At 65.5% G+C, this 26,987-nt stretch carries 1 protein-coding gene; it reads right to left on the reverse strand.

What is annotated here, in order from left to right; translation table 11 throughout:
- Positions 1 to 38 precede the first annotated feature (38 nt).
- Entirely contained in the window at positions 39 to 26,792 is a 26,754-nt protein-coding gene (locus QM588_RS10775; protein WP_283313174.1) for a non-ribosomal peptide synthase/polyketide synthase, read from the reverse strand.
- Positions 26,793 to 26,987: the final 195 nt, after the last annotated feature.

Here is a 26,987-nt window from a genome sequence, read left to right on the forward strand (position 1 = left end):
CGAGCGAGTGCTCTTTCACGCAAGAACACTCGCAAACGTTATGGATATGTATTGCCCAGATGTGCGTCGACAACCGGACCGATCACCGAGACAGCATCGGGATTGGTCATTTCGTTGTGGAAAACGTCGACACCGTGGATGACGATATCCCCTGACACGTACGGTCGCCATTCCTGTGGTGACCGAACAATTCCGTCACTCGCGCCTTTCGTTGCAGAAAAGAACAAAACATTTCCGTCGAACACGTCCGGGATGAACTCGGCCATGATTCGCGTCGAGTTCTCGAATCCTGCATTGATTCTGCGCAAATGATCCGCCGTGACACCGGTGGTCTGCCCCAAGGATTCGTCGAGCAGTTCGACCCCACGTTCGTAGGTCAACGGCTCGGACGACGCCTGAGCAGTCAGATCCAGCCCCAGACCCGCGAGCAGGTTCTCGACGCTCAGCTCACCGTCGGCCGTCTCGTCGTGGCCGTCGACGTAGCTGTCCAGCAACGCGAGAGTCTGCACGTCGCTGCCGGTGCTGCGTAGTTCCACGGCAATCGCGTGGGCGAGCGAACCACCGAGCGACCACCCGAGCAGGTGGTACGGACCGACCGGCTGGACGGCCCGAATTTCGTCGGCGTACCGGTGCGCAAGGTCTCGAATCGAGCCGAACGGCGTGCCCTCCACGATGCTGGGCAACTGCAGGCCGTACACGGGACGGTCATCAGCGATCTGGGACACCAGGCCCGCATATCCCCACGACAAACCGATTCCGGGATGGACGCAGAACAGCGGCTCCTTGGAGCCTGTGCTGCGTAGTGGGATGACCACGCCGAACACCGAATCCAGTTGTGCACCGGACGAATCCACGTCCGACGCAACTCGAGCCGCGAGCCCTGCCGGGGTCGGATCGACGAACAACGCCTGCAGCGGGACGCGAACTCCGACCGCGTTCTCGATGGCCGGGCCGATCTTGGTTGCCACCAGCGACGTGCCACCGAGCTCGAAGAAGTTGTCGTCCATACCGACTCGTTCGACACCCAACACCTCGGCGAACGCGTCGGCGATGGCTGTTTCGAGATCGGTACTCGGTGCCCGATACGGCGTCGTCGAGACCGTCAGTTCCGGCACCGGGAGAGCTCGTCGATCCAGCTTGCCCACCGGAGTGAGTGGGATGTCGGCGAGTTCGATGATCGTCGACGGGACCATGTGGCGCGGAAGCACGGTCGCGACGCTGTCGCGCAGCGCCTCGACGTCCACCGATGCACCCTCGGCCGGCAGGACGTAGGACACGAGAACCGTATCTCCCGACGCCGCACTGTGACCGATGGTCGCCGCGAAGCCGACCTCGTCGTGATCGGTGAGCGCGGAGTCGATCTCGCCGAGCTCGATACGGAATCCGCGAACCTTGACCTGGAAGTCGCTGCGTCCGACGAACTCGAGCACACCGGTACTCCCCCAGCGCACGACGTCACCGGTCCGGTACATCCGCTCACCGGCGGTACCGAACGGGTCGGCGACGAAGCGTTCGGACGTGAGCCCGAATCGTCGCAGGTAACCGCGTGCCGTACCGGGGCCTGCGATGTACAGCTCGCCCGACACTCCGGCCGGGACCGGCCGCAGACGTGCGTCGAGCACGAGGAACCGGAATCCGGTACCCGGCCGGCCGACGTCCACCGTGCCGCCTGGAATCAACGGACCGCCGACACTCGCCTGAATAGTCGTCTCGGTCGGACCGTAGCCGTTGAACATCTTGCGGCCCGGTGCCCACTTCGCCACCAGCTCCGGGGTGCAGGCCTCGCCGCCGACGGCGAGGACGCGGACGGTGCCCAGACGTGTCTCGTCGATCGAGGACAATGCCGCCGGAGTCAGGAACGCGTGCGTGACGTGTTCCGATTCGAGCAGGTCGGCGAGTTCGCTGCCACCGAACGTTCCCGGTGGCACGATCACGACGGTGGCACCGACGCCGAACGCCATCGTGAGCTCGTACACCGAGGCGTCGAAACTCGGCGAGGCGATGTGCGACACCCGCGAATCTCGGGTGGGACGGAATCGATCGATCACCTCGGCCTGCAGGTTGGCCAGGCCCCGGTGCCGCACTGCTACGCCCTTCGGGCGACCGGTCGAACCCGAGGTGTAGATCAGGTACGCCGGGTGGTCGAGGTGCAGCGTCGCCGTACGCTCCGCATCGGTGACTGCGGCCACGGGATAGCGAGACAGCTCCGACGACGTCTCTGGATCGTCCAGCACGAGCCACGGCACGGTGTCGGGCAGTGACTCCCGACTGTCGACATCGGTCAATCCCATTGCCGCACACGAATCTTCGAGCATGTGCGCAATGCGGTCGGCCGGGTAGTTCGGGTCGACCGGCAAGAATGCCGCACCGGTCTTGGCGACCGCCCACACCGACAGAACCGACTCGATGGACCGAGGCAGTGCTAGTGCCACGAACGTTTCCGGGCCGACGCCGTAGTCGATGAGCATCCGCGCGATTCGGTTCGACCAGCTGTCGAGGTCCGCGTAGGACAGGCTCACGCCCCGGTACGTGACGGCGACCGCATACGGGTCGAGCGACACCGAGGCGGCGAGCATCTCCGGCCACGTTCGCAGCGCGACGTCGACCGACCCACGGGCCGGTGCCAAAGCCTGCTTCTCGTCGGCACCGAGAATGTCGATATCTCCCACCGCGGTGAGTCGATCGCTGCCGACGGCGTCGAGTACGCGAACCAGTCGCGCTGCGATCGCATCGACGGTGGCCGCATCGAACAGTGAGGTGGCGTAATCGAACGCTGCCTCGAATCCGGCGGGTCGCCCGTCGTCGTCGAAGGTCTCGGACACCAGGAGTTGCAAATCCTGCTTGGCCACGGGAACGTCGAAGTCGAAGCCCTCCACGCGCAGATCGGGGAGCTCGAGTGACGCCTTCTCGTTGTTCTGGAACGACAACGCCACCTGCGACAGCGGTGCATACGCCGTCGATCGCGTGGGATTGAGCACCTCGACGATGCGCTCGAACGGCATCTCGGTGTGATCGAAGGCGTCGAGGTCGTGTGCTTTCACCTGCGTGAGCAGATCCACGAACGAGGCGGAGTCGTCGATCCGGCTGCGCAACACCAAGGTGTTGACGAACATGCCGACGAGATCGTCCAGTGCCGCGTCGCCGCGCCCTGCCACCGGAGTGGTGATCGCGATGTCGTCGGTACCGCTCAGGCGCGCCAGCACCACCGCGAACGCGGCGTGCAACACCATGAACATACTGACGTTCTGCTCGCGAGTGATCTCGACGAGTGCCCGATGGATCTCGGCGTCGACGGTGAAGCGAACCCGGCCACCCCGGAAATCCTGCGTGGTGGGCCGCGGTCGATCGGTGGGCAACGGCAGCAGATCGGGTAGACCTGCGAGCGCTGTCGACCAGTACTCGAGCTGGGCCGCGGCCACGCTCGACTCGTCCTTCTCGTCACCGAGCAACGAACGCTGCCACAGCGTGTAGTCGGCGTACTGCACCGGCAAGGGCTCCCAGCCCGGCGCTCCTCCCGCGGTGCGCGCCGAGTACGCGAGCACCACGTCTCGTGCCAGCGGTGCCATCGAGGCTCCGTCGGCCGCGATGTGATGCACCACCATCGCCAGTACGAAGACGGGCTCGGCATCGGTATCGGCACCGACGACGTGGAACAGCTCGACGTGCACCGGAATCTCGGTGGTCACGTCGAATCCGCGACCTGCCAGGTGCGCCACCCGGTCGGTCAGCACACCGGCATCGATCGATTCCGGCTCGACCACCGGAGCTACCTCAACGGCCGGATGTACGAGCTGGACCGGGAAGTCCGGTCCGTCCGGGAACGTCGTCCGCAGCGATTCGTGCCGCTCGAGGACGTCGACGACTGCCGCGGCGAGGGCCGCAGTATCGAGCTGCCCGGTCAACTTGACGACCAGTGGCACATTGTACGCCGCCGAGGTGGTGTCGAACTGGTTGATGAACCACATGCGTTGCTGTGCGAGCGACAGCGGGATGTGATCAGGACGTTGTGTCGCAACGAGATTCGGACGCTGCGTCCGTGTGGACGTTGCGCCGACCGCGCTCGCCAATCCGGCGACAGTCGGCATCTCGAAGATCGTGCGCACGCCGATCGTGGTGCCGAGTTCGGCATTGACGCGAGCGATGACACGGGTGGCGCTGAGTGAGTCTCCACCGAGCTCGAAGAAGCTGTCGTCGGCACCGACCCGATCGACGTCGAGAATCTCGGCGAACACAGCGGCCACGGTGAGCTCGGCCGGCGTGCTCGGCTCGCGGAAGGACGTCGCCGACCCGAACTCGGGCACCGGCAACGCGGACCGATCGAGTTTTCCGACCGGCGTGAGCGGAATGGCGTCGAGCACGACGATGGCTGCGGGAACCATGTGCGACGGCAACATGCCGGCCAGATGGTCACGTAGGACACCGGTATCGAACGCGTCCGCCGCGTCCTCGGTGGTTCGTACGTACGACACCAGGACGGTCGCTCCCGACGGACCCGGAGTACCGAAGGTCGCGGCGAAGTCCACGGACGGATGCGATGCGAGCGCAGCGTCGATCTCACCGAGTTCGATGCGGAAGCCACGAACCTTGACCTGCGAATCGCTTCGACCGACGTATTCGATCGTCAGATCGGGCGACCACCGCACCACGTCTCCGGTGCGGTACATCCGTGCACCGGGTGCGCCGAACGGGTCGGCGACGAATCGCTCCGCCGTCAGGCCCAATCGATTGTGGTAACCGCGGGCGAGTCCGACACCCGCGAGATAGAGCTCACCTGCGACGCCGACAGGAACGGGCTGCAGTCGTGAATCGAGCACGACCTCGTACACGCCGCGAACGGGACCACCGATCGAGACGGTGTCACCTGCAGTCATCGGCGTGCTGATGTTGGACATGATCGTGGCCTCGGTCGGACCGTAACCGTTGTACAGATTCCGGCCCGGTGCCCACTTCGCGACCAACTCGGCCGGCACGGCCTCGCCGCCGACGACGACGTCGGCGAACGTGTCGAGCCCGGTCGGGTCGACCGACGCCAGAGCCGACGGGGTGATGAAGCCGTGGGTGACCGACTCCGCTGCCAGCAGCGCCGCGAGTTCGTCGCCGCCGTAGACGGTGGGCGGCACGATGATCATCGTCGCACCGACGCCGAAGGCGAGCAGGTACTCGAGCACGGATGCATCGAAGCTCGGCGACGAGACATGCAGAGTGCGTGAATCTTTCGTGATTCGGTATCGCTCGCGCTGCTCGGTTGCGAAGTTGTCGAGACCGGAGTGCGTGACGACGACACCCTTGGGCACACCCGTCGAACCCGAGGTGTAGATGGTGTACGCCGCGCTTTCGAAGGCGATGCGTCCGTTCCGCTCGGTGGCGTCGATCGGCTCGTCGCTCACTGCGTTCGGGCCGTCCGTCGCCAGATCGTCGAGGACGATCCATGGCACGGTCGACGGCAAGTCGTCGAGATGGGCGCGGGTGGTGACGCCGAACGTTGCTCCGGAGTCGGCCAACATGTGCTCGATGCGATCGGCCGGGTAGTTCGGATCCACCGGTACGAATGCCGCGCCGGACTTTGCGACGGCCCAGACCGTCAGTACCGATTCGATCGACCGTGCGATACCGAGCGCCACGAAGGTCTCGGTGCGCACGCCGTGGCCCAGCAGAATTCGAGCGAGTCGGTTGGACCGACGGTCCAATTCTCGGTACGTCATTTCGCCGTCGGTGCTGCGCAGTGCGATGGCGTCCGGGTTCACCGCGGCAGCGTCGGAGAAGATCTCCGGCAGCAGCCGGGCCGAGCGTCCTTCGGGTCCGAACACCGGTGCCAGCGAGGCGAACTCGGCGTCGCCGAGCAGTCGCAGCCGTCCCAGTGGCTGCTGTTCGTCCTCGAGCACGGCGTCGAGCACACGCTCGACTCGATCGACGATGGCGTGCACGGCATCGACGTCGAACAGTTCCGGCAGGTATTTCGCCTTCAGGTTCAGGCGCTCGTCGACCGACGAGACCAGAGTCAGCGGGTAGTGCGCTGCGTCGGTTCCGAGAATGTCGGTGACCTGCATACCGGCGAAATCGGTTGCCGCAGAAGCGCCGGCGCGGTCGACGGGGTACGACTCGAACACCGTCAAGGTATCGAAGGCCACGCCTGCACCTGCTGCGCGTTGGATATCGGTCAGGCCGAGGTAGTGGTGATCCAACAGCGATGCCTGCTCGGCCTGAACCCGATCGACCAGTGCACCCAGCGTTTCGCTCCGGTCCAGCGTGACACGGACGGGCAGGGTGTTGATGAACAGCCCGATCATGCCCTCGATACCCGGAACCTCCGGCGGACGACCCGACACCGTCGCACCGAACACGACGTCCTCGCGTCCGGTGAGGGTGGCCAACACGACGCCCCATGCGGTCTGGACGAGGGTGTTGAGGGTCGATCCACGGCGAGCAGCGAAGTCACGCAGTGCCGCGGTGGTCTCGACCGACAACGACCGCTCGGTCTCCTGCGACACGGTGGACAGTTGCCGGCCACGATCGTCGGTGACCAACAGCGTGGGTTCTTCCACGCCGGCCATGGCACTGACCCATTGCGCGGTGGAGATCGCCACGTCGCGTTGGCGCATCCACGCCAGGTAGTCCCGGTAGGCAGGAATGCGCGGCAGCATCGAGTCGTCGGACTCGGTGACGTAGAGCGTGATGAGTTCCTTGACGACCAGTGGCGTCGACCACCCGTCCAACAGGATGTGGTGGTTGGTCAGCAGCAGACGCCAGTGATCGTCGGCCAGGGTGATGAGCGTGAACCGCAGCAGCGGCGCCCGGTCCATCTCGAAGCGCACCGCACGGTCGGCCTCGAGAACTGCCTCGAGGGCCACCTCGACATCGGGCTCCCCCCGAAGATCGATCTCGGACCACGGAACAGTGACCGAACTCTGCACTATCTGCAGTGACTCGCCGTTGCTGTTGTGTACGAACGCTGCTCGCAGGTTGGGATGGCGAGAGACCAGTTTGTCGACAGCAGCGTGCATCCGCGCCGCATCGACCGTTCCCCGGAGCTCGAGGCCCAGCTGAACCATGTACGCGTCGACACCCGAACCGGCACTGCCGATCTCGCCGGCCAGGCGAGCGTGGAACAGCAAGCCGGCCTGCAGAGGCGACAACGACCACACGTCGTCGAGCTTCGGGAACTGCTCTTCCAGAGCATCGATGGATGTCTGATCGATGTCTACCAGCTCGAGATCCGACGGCGTGAAGCCGCCCGCACCGTCGGCCGAGGCGTGCTCGGTGATCGAGGTGAGGGCCTGCGTCCACAGTTCGATCAACCTGCCGACCTCGTCGGCGTCGAGAACGCCCGCGGGGAAGGCGAACGTCGCGTCGAGCTGCGGGCCGTCGGGGGTCGAGGTGGTGACAGCGTTGATGTCCAGCGCCGCAGGCACCGGCATGTCCGGATTCTGCGCGTCGCCGAGCTCCGCGTCGGCCACCGGGATCCAACCCACGTCGTCCATGCCTTCGGTGGATCCGGTGGAGAACCGGCCGAGGTAGTTGAAGCTGACCTGTGGGGCGGCGAAGCCGGACAGAGCCTCGGCTGCAGCGGCATCGAGGTACCGCAGCATGCCGTAGCCGATGCCGTGATCGGGGATCTCGAGCAGCTGTTCCTTGATGGTCTTGACCAGGGCACCGGCCGACGCGCCGCCCGCCAGAGCGTCGGCGACGTCGAGCGACCCGAGATCGAGACGCACGGGGAAGATGGTGGTGAACCAGCCGACGGTCCGACCGAGATCGGCACCGGGCACCACCGCGTCCTCGCGGCCGTGGCCCTCGAGAGTCACGAGAGCGTCCCGCACCGCATCGCCGCGTTCGCGACGCCACGCCGTCAGGGCCAGAGCCAAACCAGCCAGCAGGCCGTCGTTGACGCTGCCGCGGAACACGTCCGGGACAGTGGTCAACAGGCGCTCGGTGACCTCGACCGGCAGAGACGTGCGGACACGCTGCACGGTGGCGTCGACGTCGATTCTCTTGTCGAGCGCGCGAGAACCGATCGTCGGGTCGGCTCCGTCGAGGATCCGACGCCACAGTCCGAGCTCGTCGGTTCGGGCGGCCGTGACCTCGGTGAGTCCGGTGGACCACCGACGCATCGACGTACCGATCGGAGCCAGTGCAGGCTCTTGGCCTGCGACGATTTGACTCCATGCCGTGGCGAGGTCGGGAACCAGAATGCGCCAGGACACGCCGTCGATCACGAGGTGGTGCGCGACCACGAGCAGTCGACCCGAGCCACTGGGGCTCTGGAACCACACCATCTGCACCATGACGCCGTCGGCCGGAACCAGACGATCGGCAGCGGCGTCGAGCTCGGCCGCGGCGACGACGGAGAATTCGGGGCCGTCGACGGATTCGACCGAGACCGCGTGAAGGACGCTCGCAGCCGAGACTGTTCCGACCGGAGCCACTTCCTCGTGCCACTCCCCGTCCGCGTCCTGGTAGAGGCGCGCACGCAGCATGTCGTGACGATCGAGCACCGCTGCCACCGTGCGTTCGAGCGTCTGGCGCTCGATGCCGACCGGAAGCTGGAGCAGCGCTGTTTGTGTGTAACGGCCGAATTCGGTGCTGCGGTCCAACATCCACCGTACGACCGGGGTGAGCGGCATCGGGCCGACTCCCCCACCGTCGAGTTCCTCGAGCACCACGGCGTCGCCGCCGAGAACAGCGACCTCGGCCAGAGCGGCCACGGTCTTGCGCTCGAAGATGTCGCGGGGAGCCAGCACCAGCCCGGCCGCCTTGGCGCGCGAGACCAACTGGATCGACATGATGCTGTCGCCGCCGAGTGCGAAGAACGAATCGTCGACGCCGACGCTGTCGAGCCCGAGAACGTCCGCGAAGAGACCGGCCAGGATCGATTCGACTTCGGTTGCAGGCAAACGGCTTTCGGTGACGTTTGCCGAGAAGTCCGGTGCCGGGAGTGCACGGCGATCGAGTTTGCCGTTGGCGGTCAGCGGCAGCTCGTCCAGGACGATCAACGCTGCGGGCACCATGTACGAGGTCAACGAGTTGCCCACGAAGTCGAGAACGGCCGCATGGTCGAGTGCGCGACCGGCCTCGGCCACGACGTAGCCGATCAGACGGTCACCGAAACCGTCGTCGCGGACGGCTACCACGGAAGCAGCTACCCCGTCGAATGCCAGTAGCGCGCTTTCGATTTCGCCCAGTTCGATACGGAAGCCGTGCAACTGGACCTGCATGTCGCTTCGACCCAGATATTCGAGAGCCCCATCGCGGTTCCATCTGGCGGTGTCACCGGTGCGGTACATACGCGCACCCGCATCGCCGGAAGGGTCGGCAACGAAACGCGTTGCGGACAGCCCTGCTCGGCCGAGGTAGCCGCGAGAGAGCTGTGCCCCGGAGACGTACATCTCCCCCACGACGCCGGGCGGAACAGGATTGAGACGGGTGTCGAGCACTGCGACACGCAGCGCCGGGATCGCCTGGCCGATGACGCTGGCCGAAGCGGACGCCGCGAACTGCTCGGTCAGAGCCAGATGGCTCACGTGGACCGTCGTCTCGGTGATGCCGTACATGTTGACCAGAGTCGGCGACGTCTCCTCGTGCCGTGCGTACCAGCGACCGAGCTGCCCGAGATCGAGTGCTTCTCCACCGAAGATGACGTACCGCAGCGACAGTGCGTCCGATCCGTCGGCGGATCCACCGGCCGCGGCTGCCACACGATCGGCTTCGGCAAACTGGTAGAACGCCGTCGGCGTCTGGTTGAGAACCGTGACCTTCTCACGAATCAGCAACTCGCGGAACAGTTCCGGCGAGCGTGCGGTGTAGTAGTCGACGACCACGAGAGTGCCGCCGTGCAGCAGTGGTCCCCACAGTTCCCACACCGAGAAGTCGAACGCGTAGGAGTGGAACATGGTCCACACGTCGTTGTCGTCGAAGTGGAACAGATCCGTGGTGTTCGCGAACAGCGTCGCGACGTTGCGGTGCGCGATCTGCACACCCTTGGGACGTCCGGTACTGCCCGAGGTGTAGATGACGTAGGCGATCGCATCGGCATCGGTGGTGCCGATACGGTCGGCGTCGGTCAGCGGGGCACCGGACACGCTTGCCAGTTCGGCGACCACTTCGGGTGCGTCGACCAGCAGCATTTCGACATCGGATGCGGGCACCGCTGCACTGTCGGCGACCGTGGAGATCACACAGACCGGTGACGCGTCGTCGAGCATGAAGGCGAGCCGGTCGGCCGGATAGCCGACGTCGATCGGGAGGTAGCCGCCGCCGGATTTGACGACCGCCAGCAGAGCAACGATCAGCTCCTCGGTGCGCGGCATCGCAACCGCCACCAGGGACTCCGACGTCACACCCCGATCCACGAGGATTCGTGCAAGTCGGTTCGAGCGGTCGTCCAGCTCGGCGTAGGTCAGCGAGCGATCGCCGAACACGACTGCGTGCGCTTCGGGGAACTGCGCAGCGGCAGCAGCGAAGCGATCGGCCAGTGTCGCATCGGTCGCCGCGTGGCCGTCGTGGTTCCACTGCCGGGCCATGGCGTCGAATTCACCCGGCAACAGGATGTCGATGTCGCCGACAGCACGGTCGGGATCGGTGGTCACGCCGGCGAGGACGGCACCGAATCGAGTCGAGAACTCGTCCACGGAGGTCTCGTCGAACAGGTCGACCGCGTAGGTGATCGCAGCGGTCATACCCGCCGCAGCGCCGGAGTCGTCGAACCGTTCCGCGACGGTCAGCTGGAGGTCGAACTTCGCGACGTGGGCGTCGATGTCGACGGCCTCGACCGTGAGTTCGGGTAGTTCCAGTGCGGCCGAGGTGTTGTTCTGGAATTCGAGCAGTACCTGGAACAACGGCGAGTGGTCGGTGGAACGGGCCGGATCGAGGACGTCGACGAGACGCTCGAACGGCACGTCGGTGTTGTCGAACGCCGCCAGGTCCGCGGCACGGGTCCGGCGGAGCAGCTCGGTGAACGAGAGATCGGGCGCTACCTCGGTGCGCAGAACCAGAGTCCCGACGAACATGCCGACCAAATCGTCGAGCGCTGCGTCGCCACGCCCGGCGATGGGCGTGCCGACTGCGATGTCCTCGGTCCCGCTGAGGCGAGCCATGAGGATCGACCATGCTGCATGCATGGCCATGAACACGGTCGCGTCGTTCGCGCGGGCGAGGTCCACCAGGCCGGCGTGGACGTCTGGCTCGATCTCGAACCGAACACTGTTGCCGCGCATTGACTGGCGTGCCGGGCGAGGATGGTCGAGCGGAAGCGGCAGCAGCTCGGGTAGATCCGCGAGAGTGGACTTCCAGAACTCGAGCTGCTGTGCTGCCACCGAGCTCGGGTCGGACTCGTCGCCGAGAACCGTGCGTTGCCACATCGCGAAATCGGCGTACTGAACGTCGAGCGGTGCCCACATCGGAGCTACTCCCGACACGCGAGATCCGTACGCCACCATGACGTCTCGGGCCAGCGGTGCCATGGACGCGCCGTCGGCGGCAATGTGATGCACGATGATCGACAGCACGAAATCCTCGGGTGCCGTCCGGTACAGAACGGCCCGGAAGGGCAGGTCCTTCGACACGTCGAATCCGCGGGCGGCGGCGGACGAGATCGCGGTGACGATGTCGGTGGCATCGACGTCGACGACGTGCAGATCGGTCGTCGCCGCGTCGGTGCCGAGAATGTGCTGCTCGGGCCGATCGCCGTGCGAGGGGAACACGGTGCGCAGCGACTCGTGCCGCGCCAGCACGTCACCGATCGCAGCGTTCATTGCCTCGACATCGAGACGGCCTGTCAACCGAACCGCGAGCGGGATGTTGTAGGCGGCCGAGTCCACGTCGAACTGGTTGATGAACCACATTCTCTGCTGAGCCATCGACAACGGAATCGAGCTCGGGCGAGGCTTCGCGGTGAGCGCCGGACGGCGCGCGGCACCGGCCGGGTTGCTGTGCACTCGTACCGCCAACGACTCGACCGTGGGTGCCTCGAACAACGCACGAACACTGACGGCAGTGTCGAGGGCCGCATTCACCCGAGCGGTGAGGCGGGTGGCGCTGAGTGAGTCTCCACCGAGATCGAAGAAGCTCGAGTCGATGCCGACGCTGTCGACGCCGAGCACCTCGCCGAAGATCTCGGCGATGATTCGCTCGGTCTCGTTGCGGGGAGCGCGCGAGTCGCTGCCGAGGTGCAGATCCGGGGCGGGCAGCGCCTGTCGATCCAGCTTGCCCGCAGGCGTGAGTGGGATCGACTCCAGAGCAACGAATGCCGTCGGAATCATGTGTGTCGGAAGCGAACTCGACGCGCGCGTGCGCAGCGTCGTCACATCGATTTCATGGCCGGGCCGCGGAAGAACGTAGGCGACCAGGATCGTGTTACCCGCAGGTCCGTCGACACCTATCGTCGTAGCGAATTCGACTGACGGATCATCGGTCAGCACCGCGTCGATCTCGCCGAGCTCGATACGGAAACCGCGCACCTTGACCTGGAAGTCGCTGCGTCCGACGTACTCGAGGGTGCCCGACTCGGTCCACCGCACGACGTCGCCGGTTCGGTACATACGCTCGCCGGGCTCGCCGAACGGGTTCGCGACGAACCGCTCTGCCGTCAGACCGAATCGCGAATGGTAGCCACGCGCCAGGGCGGGGCCGGCGAGGTAGAGCTCTCCTGCGACACCGACCGGTACCGGATGCAGACGCGAATCCAGCACTACTTCGCCGAAACCGATTGTCGGCGAGCCGATATCGATGGGCGAGCCCACGTGCAGCTGGTCGCTGACGGAGGAGAAGATGGTGGCCTCCGTGGGGCCGTACGCATTGAACATGCGCCGGCCGGGTGCCCACCGTGCGACGAGCTCGGGCGGACACACGTCGCCACCGGTTGCAACGACGCTCAGTTCGGTCAGACCGTCGGGGTCCACCGAGGCGAGGGCCGCGGGAGTCACGAACGCATGCGTGACGTGCTGCTGTGCCAAGAGCTCGCCGAGCTCCACGCCGCCGTAGACCGAGGTGGGTGCGATCACCATCGTGGCGGCACCCGAGATCACCATGGCCAGCTCGAGAATGGACGCATCGAAGCTCGGCGACGCGAACGCGAGAACCCGAGCGTTCGGAGTCACCTCGAAACGAGATCGTTCCTCCTCGGCCAGGTTGGCCAAGCCGTGATGAGTGACGGTGACGCCCTTGGGAACTCCGGTGGAGCCGGAGGTGTAGATCAAGTACGCGACCTGGTCGACGTGTACCGGTCGAGTGCGGTCGGAGTCGAGAACCGGCGCGGTCGAGCGGTTCTCGAGATCGCGGCGAGTGTCGTCGTGGTCGAGGACGGACCACGTAGCCGAGCCCAGACCCTCGACGGCACCGACGTGCTCGGTCGACGTGACGCCGATGGATGCGCCGGAGTCGACGAGCATGTGCTCGACTCGATCACGGGGGTAACTCGGATCGATCGGCAGGAAGGCCGCACCGGTCTTGGCCACGGCCCAGATTGCGAGGACCGATTCGATGGAGCGCGGCAAAGCAAGCGCCACAACGGTTTCCGGGCCTGCTCCGCGGGCGATCAACGCACGCGCCAACGCGGACGACCGAGCGTCCAATTCGGTGTAGGTCAGTGTCCGACCTGCGCTCCACACCGCCGCACCACCGGGGTTGCGGGCTGCGGCATCGGTGAGGATGTCCGGCAGGAGACGCGCGATCGTGGAAGCGGGACCACGTACCGGGGCCAGCCTGTTCGATTCTTCCGAGGACAGTAGCGACAGCGATGCGACCCGTTGGTCGGTGTCGGTCGCGATCGCCTCGAGAACACGCACGATTCGGTCGACCGTAGCGACGACGACGCTGTGCTCGAACAGCTCGGGCAGATACTTGGCTTCGATGTGCAATCGGTCGTCGACCATCGCGACCAGGGTCAGCGGATACTGTGCGGTGTCGCTGCCGTCGTGCACGTCGTGCACCCGCATGCCGGCGAGATCGGTCTCGGCCGACAGGCCCGCGCGATCCATCGGATACGACTCGAACACGGTGAGCGTGTCGAACGCGACCGCGGGACCGACGGCACGCTGGATATCGGTCAGGCCCAGGTAGTGGTGATCGAGCAGCGAAGCCTGTTCGGCCTGCACTCGATCGAGGTACTGGCCGAGTGTCTCGGCTGGATCCAGCACGATGCGCACCGGCAGCGTGTTGATGAACAGACCGACCATGGACTCGATGTCCGAGACCTCCGGCGGACGTCCCGAGACGGTGGCACCGAACACGACGTCTGTGCGACCGGTCAACGTGCCCAGCACCATCGCCCACGAAGCCTGCACCATCGAGTTCATCGTGATGCCGCGTGCTCGGGCGAGACTGCGCAGTCGCTCGGTCTGCTCGATGTCCAAGGAAACCAACGCGCGGCCGGCCAAGGTCGACTCCTGGCGACGGCTCTCGACCGGCGTCAGCAGGGTGGGTTCGGCGAGACCCGCGAGGGCCTCCGTCCATGCTGCACGAGCTGCCGAGTGATCACGCCGCGACAACCACGACAGATAGTCGCGGTACGCAGGTACGCGCGGAAGAACGGCGTCGTCGCCGTCCACGACGTAGAGCGTGAGCAGGTCCTTCAGGAGCAGCGGCGTCGACCATCCGTCGAGCAGGATGTGGTGGTTGGTCATCACCAGACGCCACTCGCCCGGGGCCAGCGTCACGAGCATGAAGCGCAGCAACGGCGCCTGTGCCATGTTGAATCGTGTTGCGCGGTCGTCGTGTTCGATTCGCTCGAGCTCGGCTGCGCGATCGTCGACGTTCAGCGACGACAGGTCGACCGAGGTCCACGGCACATCGGCGTCGTGATGCACGATCTGGATGGATTCGCCGTCGTTGTTGTGGACGAACGCCGTGCGTAGGTTCGCGTGGCGCCGCAGTAGAGCCTGGGCAGCGCGGCGGAAGCGAGCCTCGTCGACGTCCCCGCGGAGGTCGAGCACCAGCTGCACGATGTAGGCATCGACGGACTGATCCGACAGTTCGGCATGGAAGAGCAAACCGGCCTGCAGAGGCGTCATCGACCAGATGTCGTCGAGAGTCGGGTACACCCGCTCGAGATCGTCGATGGACTTCTGGTCGAGGCTGACCAGATCGAGATCGGACGGGGTGAAACCGCCGGTCCCCGGTCGCTGAGCGAGCTGCGTCAGCGCGGTGAGAGCCTGCTTCCACAATTGGGCGAGTTCGGTGACCTCGTCGGCGTCGAGCACGCCCGTCGGGAATGCGAAGGTCGCCTCCAACCGAGGTCCGGTCGGCGTCGCGGTGGTGACCGCGTTGATGTCGAGTGCAGCGGCGACCGGCAGGTCCTCGTCCTGGGAATCGCCGACGCCGGAGTCGTCGACCGGCAGCCACCCGTGTCCGCGGAGCTCGTCCGGAACGTCGGTGCTGTACCGACCGAGGTAGTTGAAACTGACCTGGGGTGCCGGGAAGTCACGCAGTGTCGCACCGGCCTCCTCGTCCAGGTAGCGGAGCATGCCGTACCCGATACCGTGATCGGCAACGGCGAGCAGCTGCTCCTTGACGGACTTGACCAGCGCTGCGGCCGCGTCCCCGCCGGCGAGAGCGTCGTCGAGGTCGATCCCGTCGAGGGTCAGTCGAAGTGGGTAGATGGTGGTGAACCAACCGATGGTGCGGCTGAGATCGGCTCCCGGAACCACATGGTCCTCACGACCGTGGCCCTCCAGGGAGATGAGTGCGTCGGACACGACGACACCGCGGTTTCGTCGCCACACGGCGGTCGCCAGAGCCAGGGCGGCCAGTAGACCGTCGTTGACGCTGCCGTGGAACGCCTCGGGCAGAGCCGTCAACAGCCCCTCGGTGACATCGGTCGGCAGGGTCACCTCGACCTTGTCCACCGTTCGGTAGACGTCGATCTCGCGGTCGAGTGCGCGCGAACCGATGAGCGGATCGGGATCGGCGAGCGCATCGCGCCATACTGCGAGCTCGGCCGAACGGGTTGCGGTGACCTCACGCAGACCGTGCGCCCAACGACGCATCGAGGTACCGACCGGGGCCAGTTCCGGTGTGCTGCCGCCGATGATCTGAGCCCACGCCGACGCGAGGTCGGGCACGAGGATTCTCCACGAGACGCCGTCGATCACCAGGTGGTGCGCGACGACGAGCAGGCGGCTGCCCTCAGAGCCTGCGTCGAACCAGACCATCTGGATCATGACACCGGCGTCGGGTGCCAAACGACCCACTGCTGCAGCGGCTTCCGACTTGGCCTGATCCGAGAACTCCGGTCCGCGAACACTGTTCGACTCCACCCGGCGGACGACGGACCGCGCCGTCACGGAACCGATCGGGAGCACCTCCATCGACGGTTCTCCGGCACGGTGCAGAACTGCACGGAGCATGTCGTGGTGATCGAGGACGGTCTGAACGGTTGCTTCGAGAACGTCGAGCTCGATATCGGACGGCAGTGTCAGCACGGCGGTCTGCGTGTGCTTGTCGAGAACCGACGTGCGGTCGAGCATCCAGTGCACGATCGGGGTGAGCGGGACGTCTCCGACGCCACCGCCGGGCAGCTCGTCCAGCACGAGCGGAACGGTCCCGTCGCCGGCGGCGACGACCTCGGCCAGCGCAGCAACGGTCTTGTGCTCGAACACATCTCGCGGCGACAGAGCCAGCCCTGCCGCTTTCGCGCGGGAGACGAGCTGAATCGACATGATGCTGTCTCCGCCGAGAGCGAAGAAGGAATCGTCGACTCCGACGCGATCGAGGCGGAGCACCTCGGCGAACAAACCGGCAAGCGTCTTCTCGACGGCATTGTCGGCGTCGCGTCCCGAGGTGACCTGAGCGGACCAGTCGGGTTCGGGGAGGGCTTTGCGGTCGAGTTTGCCGGCCGGAGTCAACGGGATCGACTCCAACATCACGAACGCCGAGGGCACCATGTGCGCAGGCAGCACCGACGCCGCATGATCCCGCAGCACACCGGCATCGAACGACGCACCGGCCACCGGCAACACATACGACACCAACACCGTCGACCCCGCCGCGGACTCACGCCCGACAGTGACCACGAAATCGACACCCGACACAGCCGCCAACACCGAATCGATCTCACCCAACTCGATGCGGAAACCACGCACCTTCACCTGAAAATCGCTGCGCCCCACATACTCCAACGCACCCGAGGCATTCCACCGCACCACATCACCGGTGCGATACATCCGCGAACCCGCACCACCGAACGGATTGGCCACGAACCGCTCCGCCGACAACCCCGACCGCGCGTGATACCCACGAGCCAACGCCGGACCCGCCAGATACAACTCACCCACCACACCCACGGGCACCGGATTCAACCGCGCATCCAACACCACCTCCGCGAAACCGATCGTCGGCGAACCGATATCGACCGACTCCCCCACCACCAACGCCGACGAAATCGACGAGAAGATCGTCGCCTCCGTCGGACCGTACGCATTGAACATCCGCCGACCCGGCGCCCACCGCGCCACCAACTCCGGCGCACACACATCACCACCGGTGACCACGACCTCCACCGAATCCAACCCCACCGGATCCACCGACGCCAACGCCGCCGGAGTCACGAACGCATGCGTGACCCGCTCCTGCGCCAACAACGACGCCAACTCCACCCCACCGAACACCATCGCCGGCGCAATCACCATCGTCGCCCCACCCGAGAACGCCAACACGAACTCGAGAATCGAAGCATCGAAACTCGGCGACGCGAACGCCAACACCCGAGACGACGGCCCCACACCGAACCGAACCCGCTCCTCGGCAGCCAAGTTCCCCACACCACGATGAGTGACCACCACACCCTTGGGCACACCCGTGGACCCCGAGGTATAGATCAGATACGCCGCATCATCGAGACGCAACACACCCGAACGCTCGGCATCCAACACCGGAGCAGGCGAAGCGAACGCCAGATCCGCCACCACATCGGCATCGTCGAGCACCACCCACGACACCCCACCCACACCCGCAACCGCATCCAGATGCGCACCCAACGTCACACCCACCACAGCACCGGAATCGACCAACATGTGTTCGATCCGATCCACCGGATAATTCGGATCCACCGGCAAGAACGCACCACCGGCCTTCGCCACCGCCCACACCGCCACCACGGACTCCACCGACCGCGACAACGCCAACGCCACGAACGACCCCGGACCCACACCACACGACATCAACACCCGCGCCAAACGCGACGACGCCGCATCCAACTCCCCATACGACAGCACCCGCGAACCCGACACCACCGCAACACCACCGACACCAGCAACACCGACCGCACCAGCCAACAACTCCGGCAACACCACACCCGCAACAGAACGCGGACCACGAACCGGAGCCAACGCGGAGTACTCGTCGGTCGAAAGGATGTCGATGTCGCCGACGCGAACGGACGGCGTGGCCGTCACGGCGTCGAGGATCCGCACCAGACGATCGGACATGAGGCGCACGGTGTCGGCATCGAACAGTTCTGTGGCGTAACGGAAACTGGCTTCGATGCCGACCGGGTTTCCGGACGCGTCGAACTCCTCGGAGACCGTGAGCTGCAGGTCGAAGTTGGAGATGTCGTTGGGCAGTTCGATGCCCTCGATCGACAGCCCGGGCAAGGTCACCGTCGGTCGATCGGTGTGCTGGAACTCGAGCATCACCTGGAACAACGGGGCGTGAGCGGTGGACCTGGCGGGATCGACGGCGTCGACGACCCGCTCGAACGGCACGTCCGCGTGCGTGAAGGCCGCCAGGTCGACGGTGCGCACATCCGCCAACAGATCCTCGAACGGAGTCGACCCGGGAACCTGGGTGCGGAGAACGAGCGTGTTGACGAACATGCCGACGAGCTCGTCGAGTGCGGCATCGCCTCGACCGGAGATCGGTGTGCCGACCGAAATGTCCTCGGTGCCGGACAGCCGTGACAGCAGCACGGCCAGAGCGGCGTGCACGATCATGAACGAGCTCGAATTGTGCTGCGCAGCAACGGCGACGAGCCGAGCATGCACTGCGGGATCGATCGCGAACGAGACGGTGTCGCCGCGCAAGGACGCCACTGCCGGACGCGGACGATCGGTCGGCAACGGTAGCACTTCCGGGCTTCCCGCCAACGCATCGACCCAGTACGTCACCTGCTTCGCCATCAGGGAGTCGGGATCGGATTCCTCGCCGAGGAAACGGCGCTGCCACAGCGCGTAGTCGGCGTACTGCACCGGCAACGGTTCCTGGCTCGGCGCATGACCTGCAGCTCGGGCGCTGTACGCCACCATCAGGTCGCGGGCGAGCGGCGCGCTGGAGAAGCCGTCGGAGGAGATGTGATGGACCACCATGACGAGTACGTGTTCGTTCTCGTCCTGACGGATCAGGCGGACGCGCAACGGAACGTCGGCCACGACGTCGAAGCCGGCACCGGCGGCGGCACCGATCAGCTCGGCGACCTGCCGGTCGTCCTCTGCGGGAACCGGAGTCAGGTCCGGTACGGCCGATGCCACGTCGAGGACGGACTGCACGGGGCCGTCGTCGGTGAGCGGGAACATCGTTCGAAGAGACTCGTGGCGTGTGAGCACGTCCGCTATGGCCGAGCGCATCGCGTCGACGTCGAGGATGCCGCTCAGGCGCATCGCGAATGCGACGTTGTAGGCAGCCGACTCGGTGTCGTACTGGTTGATGAACCACATCCGCTGCTGTGCCAGCGACAGCGGCACCACCGCGGGCCGTTCCTGCGGCACCAACCGAGGCGTCGGTGCGGAGTCCTGTGTGCTGACATCGATGCCCGCGGACAGCGATCGGACAGTCGGGGAATCGAAGAGATCCCTGATGCCGATGTCGGTTCCGAGGGCGGCATTGACGCGTGCAACGAGGCGCATCGCGATCAGCGAGTTACCGCCGATCTCGAAGAAGCTCGAGGTCGCGCTGACCTGTGCGACGCCGAGCAGATCCGCGAAGACACCCGCGACGATTTCCTCGACCGGATTCTCCGGTCCGACGAATTCGTGCGCGGCAACGGTGAACTCGGGGGCCGGCAGCGCTTTTCGATCGAGCTTGCCGCTGGCGTTGAGAGGAAGTGAGTCGAGTACGACCACGTGCGAGGGCACCATGTACCCCGGCAGCCGGCGTCCGGCCTCGGCGATCACCTCGGCCGAGTCGACGGCATGACCGGACGCGGAGACCACGTAGGCCACCAACGTCTCACCGGTGTTCGGATCCTTGTGCACCAGAGCGATCGCCTGGGCGACGGACTCCGAGCGCAGCAGCACCGCTTCGATCTCGGGAAGCTCGATTCGCAGACCACGGAGCTTCACCTGGAAGTCGGTACGGCCGATGTACTCGAGTTCGCCGTCGGCGCGCCAACGAACCAGGTCGCCGGTGCGGTAGAGACGATCACCCGGCTCGCCGAAGGGATCGGCGACGAAGCGATCGGCGGTGAGATCGCCGCGGCCGACATAGCCGCGAGCGAGCTGAACTCCGGCCAGGTACAGCTCGCCGGGAGCACCGATCGGGGCCGGTCGAAGCGACGCGTCGAGCACGTAGAGACGGGTGTTCCAGACCGGTGAACCGATGGGAATGGACACGCCGTCATGCCCGGTGACGTGGTAGTAGCTGACGTCGACGGCGGCCTCGGTAGGACCGTAGAGGTTGTGCAGCTCGGCCTGCGAGAACTGCGCGAACTGAGCGGCGGTGGCGGGCGGAAGTGCTTCACCACTGCAGAAGACGAGTCGTAGTGACACACAGTCCGCAGCCCGAGCTCCGGCTGCGAACACCGCGAGCATCGACGGCACGAAGTGCGCGGTGGTGATGTGTTCGGCCGCGATGATCTTCGACAGGTACACCGGGTCGCGATGGCCGTCGGGCTCCGCCACGACGAGCTTGGCACCGACCTGTAGGGGCCAGAAGAACTCCCACACCGATACGTCGAACGTGGCCGGGGTCTTCTGCAACACCGTGTCGGCGGGCGCGAGGTGGTACTCGTCCTGCATCCACAGCAGTCGGTTCACGATGGCCGAGTGCGTGACGGCGACGCCCTTGGGCCGGCCGGTGGAGCCGGAGGTGTAGATCACGTAGGCGGTGTCGGCTCCGTGCAGGCTTCCGAGGCGGTCCTGGTCGGTGATCGAGGAGCGGTCGCGATCGGAGACGTCGAGAAGATCCACCGCGAGAACCGGAGTGGCGACCGCGATGTCGATCCAATCGCGGCTCGTGGTGAGAATGCACACCGGCTGAGCGCTCGACAGCACGTAGGACGATCGCTCGACCGGGTGATCGGGGTCGATCGGTACATAGGCACCGCCGGCCTTGACGATCGCGTACATACCCACGAGCAGATCGATCGAACGTCGAATCGCGAGCCCGACGTGGGACTCGGGCCCCACGCCCAGTGAAATGAGATGTCGCGCAAGCTGATTGGCGCGCTCGTCCAGCTCCAGGTAGGTGATGTGCTCGTCCTCGAAAACGAGGGCGGTCGAGTACGGACTACGTAGCACCTGACGGTCGAACAGACTGCTCAGAGTCATGTCGACGGTCCCGGCAGGGAGCTGTCGGTGGAGCGGATCCTCGATGAGACGTGCGGTGTCGTTCCACTCGAACAGGACGAGTTCTCGTTCGGCCGGGGACAGAATGTCGATGTCGCCGGTACGAACGTCCGTGGAGCTGCCGATGGTCGCGACGATCCTCAGGAACCGGTCGACGAAACGGTCGATGGTCTCGGGATCGAACAGATCCGTTGCGTACGTGAACGACGCGGACAGGGCCCCGGACTCGTCGACCGGTTCCTGGTCGACGCGAAGCTGCAGATCGAATTTCGCAGTGTCGGTACCGATCTCCTCGAATTCGACGACGAGTTCGGGTAGCTCGAGCACGGCGGTGGCGTTGTTCTGGAACTCGAGGAGCACCTGGAACAGGGGTGAATGGTCGGTGGACCTGGCGGGATCGAGTACGTCCACGAGCCGCTCGAACGGAATGTCGGTGTTGTCGAAGGCCGCGAGGTCGGAGCTACGAGCGCCGGCGAGCAGTTCGGCGAAGCTTGCCTGTGGCTCGACCTGCGTGCGGAGAACGAGGGTTCCGACGAACATTCCGACGAGATCGTCGAGTGCTGCGTCCCCTCGGCCGGCGATCGGGGTGCCGATGGCGATGTCCTGGGTGCCGCTCAGGCGCGCGAGCAGCACGGCCAGAGCGGAGTGCACCACCATGAACAGAGTCGACTCGTGTTCGGCAGCAACCGAAGACAGGCGAGCTGCGACATCGGCCGGGATGGTGAACGGTGTGACGCTTCCGCGCATCGACTGACGGGTGGGGCGTGGCCGATCGAGCGGCATCGGTAGTACGTCGGGAAGGTCGGTCAGCGCGGACTTCCAGAACTCGATCTGGCGCGCTGCCACGGACGTGGGGTCGTTCTCGTCGCCGAGCACGGCGTGCTGCCACAGCGCGAAGTCCGCGTACTGCACCGGCAGTGGCGTCCACGTGGGCTGCGAACCCGCGGATCGAGCACTGTAGGCGACCATGACGTCGCGGGCGAGCGGTGCCATCGAGGCGCCGTCTGCCGCGATGTGATGGACCACGATCGAGAGCACGAAGCTCTCCGGGCCGGTGCGGTACAGAACCGCGCGGAAGGGCAGATCGACGGTGACATCGAATCCCGTTGTGGCAGAGCTACGCACGAGCGCATCGACTGCCTCTGCAGCCACGTCGACGATACGGAGCGGAAGGTTCGGTCCGGTGACGTTCTCGGGCGGAAGTATCACCTGGTTCGGCAGGTCGCCCACTGTGGGGAACACCGTGCGCAGCGACTCGTGTCGAGTCAGCACGTCGCCGACGGCAGCGGACATCGCATCGACGTCCAGCCGGCCCGACAGACGAACGAGGAGAGGAATGTTGTACGCAGGCGAGGATGCATCGAACTGATTGATGAACCACATGCGTTGCTGCGCCAGCGACAGCGGAACGGACTCCGGCCGATCGGCGGGAACCAGTGCCGGGCGACGGTGCAGCGATGCGCCCGTCGACTCCGCACGGTCGGCGAGGGTGCGCACCGTCGATGCCTCGAACAGATCGAGAACCCGCAGATCCGTACCCAGAGCTGCGTTGACGCGGGCGATCAAACGTGTTGCGACAAGGGAGTTTCCGCCGAGATCGAAGAAGCTGTCGGTGACGCCGACACGATCGAGCTCCAGTACGTCGCAGAACACGGCAGCCACAGCCGCCTCGTACTCGGTTTCCGGCGACTCCGTTGTGCTCTGGGAACCGAGCTCGGGTTCGGGGAGGGCTTTGCGGTCGAGTTTGCCGGCCGGAGTCAACGGGATCGACTCCAACATCACGAACGCCGAGGGCACCATGTGCGCAGGCAGCACCGACGCCGCATGATCCCGCAGCACACCGGCATCGAACGACGCACCGGCCACCGGCAACACATACGACACCAACACCGTCGACCCCGCCGCGGACTCACGCCCGACAGTGACCACGAAATCGACACCCGACACAGCCGCCAACACCGAATCGATCTCACCCAACTCGATGCGGAAACCACGCACCTTCACCTGAAAATCGCTGCGCCCCACATACTCCAACGCACCCGAGGCATTCCACCGCACCACATCACCGGTGCGATACATCCGCGAACCCGCACCACCGAACGGATTGGCCACGAACCGCTCCGCCGACAACCCCGACCGCGCGTGATACCCACGAGCCAACGCCGGACCCGCCAGATACAACTCACCCACCACACCCACGGGCACCGGATTCAACCGCGCATCCAACACCACCTCCGCGAAACCGATCGTCGGCGAACCGATATCGACCGACTCCCCCACCACCAACGCCGACGAAATCGACGAGAAGATCGTCGCCTCCGTCGGACCGTACGCATTGAACATCCGCCGACCCGGCGCCCACCGCGCCACCAACTCCGGCGCACACACATCACCACCGGTGACCACGACCTCCACCGAATCCAACCCCACCGGATCCACCGACGCCAACGCCGCCGGAGTCACGAACGCATGCGTGACCCGCTCCTGCGCCAACAACGACGCCAACTCCACCCCACCGAACACCATCGCCGGCGCAATCACCATCGTCGCCCCACCCGAGAACGCCAACACGAACTCGAGAATCGAAGCATCGAAACTCGGCGACGCGAACGCCAACACCCGAGACGACGGCCCCACACCGAACCGAACCCGCTCCTCGGCAGCCAAGTTCCCCACACCACGATGAGTGACCACCACACCCTTGGGCACACCCGTGGACCCCGAGGTATAGATCAGATACGCCGCATCATCGAGACGCAACACACCCGAACGCTCGGCATCCAACACCGGAGCAGGCGAAGCGAACGCCAGATCCGCCACCACATCGGCATCGTCGAGCACCACCCACGACACCCCACCCACACCCGCAACCGCATCCAGATGCGCACCCAACGTCACACCCACCACAGCACCGGAATCGACCAACATGTGTTCGATCCGATCCACCGGATAATTCGGATCCACCGGCAAGAACGCACCACCGGCCTTCGCCACCGCCCACACCGCCACCACGGACTCCACCGACCGCGACAACGCCAACGCCACGAACGACCCCGGACCCACACCACACGACATCAACACCCGCGCCAAACGCGACGACGCCGCATCCAACTCCCCATACGACAGCACCCGCGAACCCGACACCACCGCAACACCACCGACACCAGCAACACCGACCGCACCAGCCAACAACTCCGGCAACACCACACCCGCAACAGAACGCGGACCACGAACCGGAGCGAGACGCGCACGTTCGGCGGCGGAGAGCAATTCCACGTCACCGACGGCACGCTGTGGGTCATTCGTCAGTGCGTCGACGATGCGCACCAGACGACGACCGATCTGAGCAACACTGCCGGCATCGAACAGTTCTGTGGCGTAATCGATGACGACATGCGGAGATTCGGACTCGTGAACCGTGACGACGAGATCGAAATCTATTCCGTCGCGCGGCAGCGGAGACTCCCCGAAGCGGAGCGCGACCTGGGCGAGGGGGTTGTGCGAGCCGGTTTCGGCCGAGCCGAGTGCTCGGGCTATCTCGGCGAAGGTGGCATCGGCGTGGGCCGACGCATCGACGAACTCTGCCGCGGTGGTGCCGACGAAGTACGAGAACGACTGGCGGCGGTCGGGGCGGGTGCGCAGAACAACCGTCTCGCCGCGGCCGGAGGGTACTGCAATCGAGACGTCATCGGTGGATGCGAGACGCGAAAGAAGAACGGCCACAGCGGATTCGAGCACGACGAACGGGGTGGTCGAGCTGTCGTCGGCGAGTCGGCTCACGGCATCCCACGCTGCGGACCCCAGGGCAACCTCGTGCGATGCGCGAACATGCCCGATGCGCGAAGGCCGGGGGCGGTCGGTCGGCAGCGCGAGCAGGTCCGGTGCATCGGCCAGTCGATCGACCCAGTGGGCTACGTGCGCCGCAGCGCGACGGCGGCGGCGACCTTCGAGGGCGCTGTCCGGATGAACTTGCAGGACGGGCACGTCCGGGCCGGACGCGATGAATTCGGTGACCATGTCGACGAAACTGGAGTGATGCGTCGTCAGGTCGTTGTCGTCGTAGCGGTTGGGGTTTGCCCGGAAATCGACGAATGTTCTTGCAGGAGTACCGCTCTGGTAAACGTTGACGAGGAGGTCCTCGACCGGGCCGGACGTGACGATGTTGAATTCGCCGACGATCGAGCCGAGCTGAATCTGCTGATGGAACAGCATCATGTTGACCATCGGGCCGGCGAGTTGTTTGTCGCTTCCCGTGGCTGCCAACTCGCGCCGGATGTCTTCGATGCTGAACCTCTGGTGCCGCAACGCACCCATCAGCTCGAGCTGTACCTGCTGTACGAGTTCACCGACGGTGGCCTTCTCGGAGACGCGCATCGGAATGGGTGCGACGTTGACCAACATTCCGCCGGATCGACGGAGGAGGGCCGTGGTGCGCGCGGACACGGGGATGTTGACCAGGACGTCTTCTCGCCCGGTCATGCGCGAGAGGTAACAGCCGAATGCAGCGATGAACACCGCGGCGGCCGTCCCGCCCTTCGTCGAGTCAGACGCTTCGAGTTCGGTGACGACGTCATCGGGCAGTGCGACACTGCGCAGCTTGCTGGCCGCGATGGTACGACCGGGTGTGTTGGACAGCGTGGCACCGTCGTGGATGCCCGCGGCCCTCGATGTCCAGTACTCCTTGTCCGTCTCGAAACGAGTGGACGTCCGGTACTCCTGATCGAGGTCGTACAGTCGCCGAAGTTCGGCTGCCTTGTTCGGCTCGGGTTCGACATTCTCGACCGCTGCGGTGTAGAGCGCTGCGGTGCGCTGGACCAGTGTCATGGCACCGTAGCCGTCGAGGGCGACGTGGTGGATCTTGCTGTACCAGAGGTTGCGTTCGTCCTCGACCTGAAGGATCCAGCTGTCGACGAGCGGATCGTTCTCCATGTCGACCGGCTTGACGTAGTTCTCGTCTATCCATGCCAGCGCCGACGCCATCGGATCGTCTTCGCCGCGAAGATCCAGGTAGTGCACCGACTGATCTATGCCGTGGTCGACCGTCTGAACCGGCTCCCCGTCGACCTGGGCCAGGCGCAGGTAGGCCGACTGGAACTCGTGCCCGGCGCGGGCCGACGCCTCCTGGAGAACCGCTATGTCGAGTGGTCCGCGCAGATCGACGTATTGGGCGATACAGACAGCGACGTCAGGCGCGAGTTGTTGCGCAAACCACATTCCGCGCTGCGCCGAGGACAGCGGGAAGGAATTGTCGAACCCTGTTCCGGTCGGCGGGACCTGCGAGCCACCGGTGGTCACTGCGCGCATTCACTTGCCTTTCGGCGGGACGGAGGCACCGGCAAAAACCGACGTCGAACCCGTGGAATCGGAGCCTTCGGCCGGGTGAGAGATCTTCGGCCGCGGCGGCGTCTGCGCGCGATTGAGCAATTCTGGCGTCCGTTCTGGTCTGCGTTCGTATCGGTCCACACACACTCGATGGCGGTTGTGGGGCTGTTTGGATTC

Source organism: Rhodococcus sp. IEGM 1354, assembly GCF_030056855.1.
GTDB lineage: Bacteria > Actinomycetota > Actinomycetes > Mycobacteriales > Mycobacteriaceae > Rhodococcoides.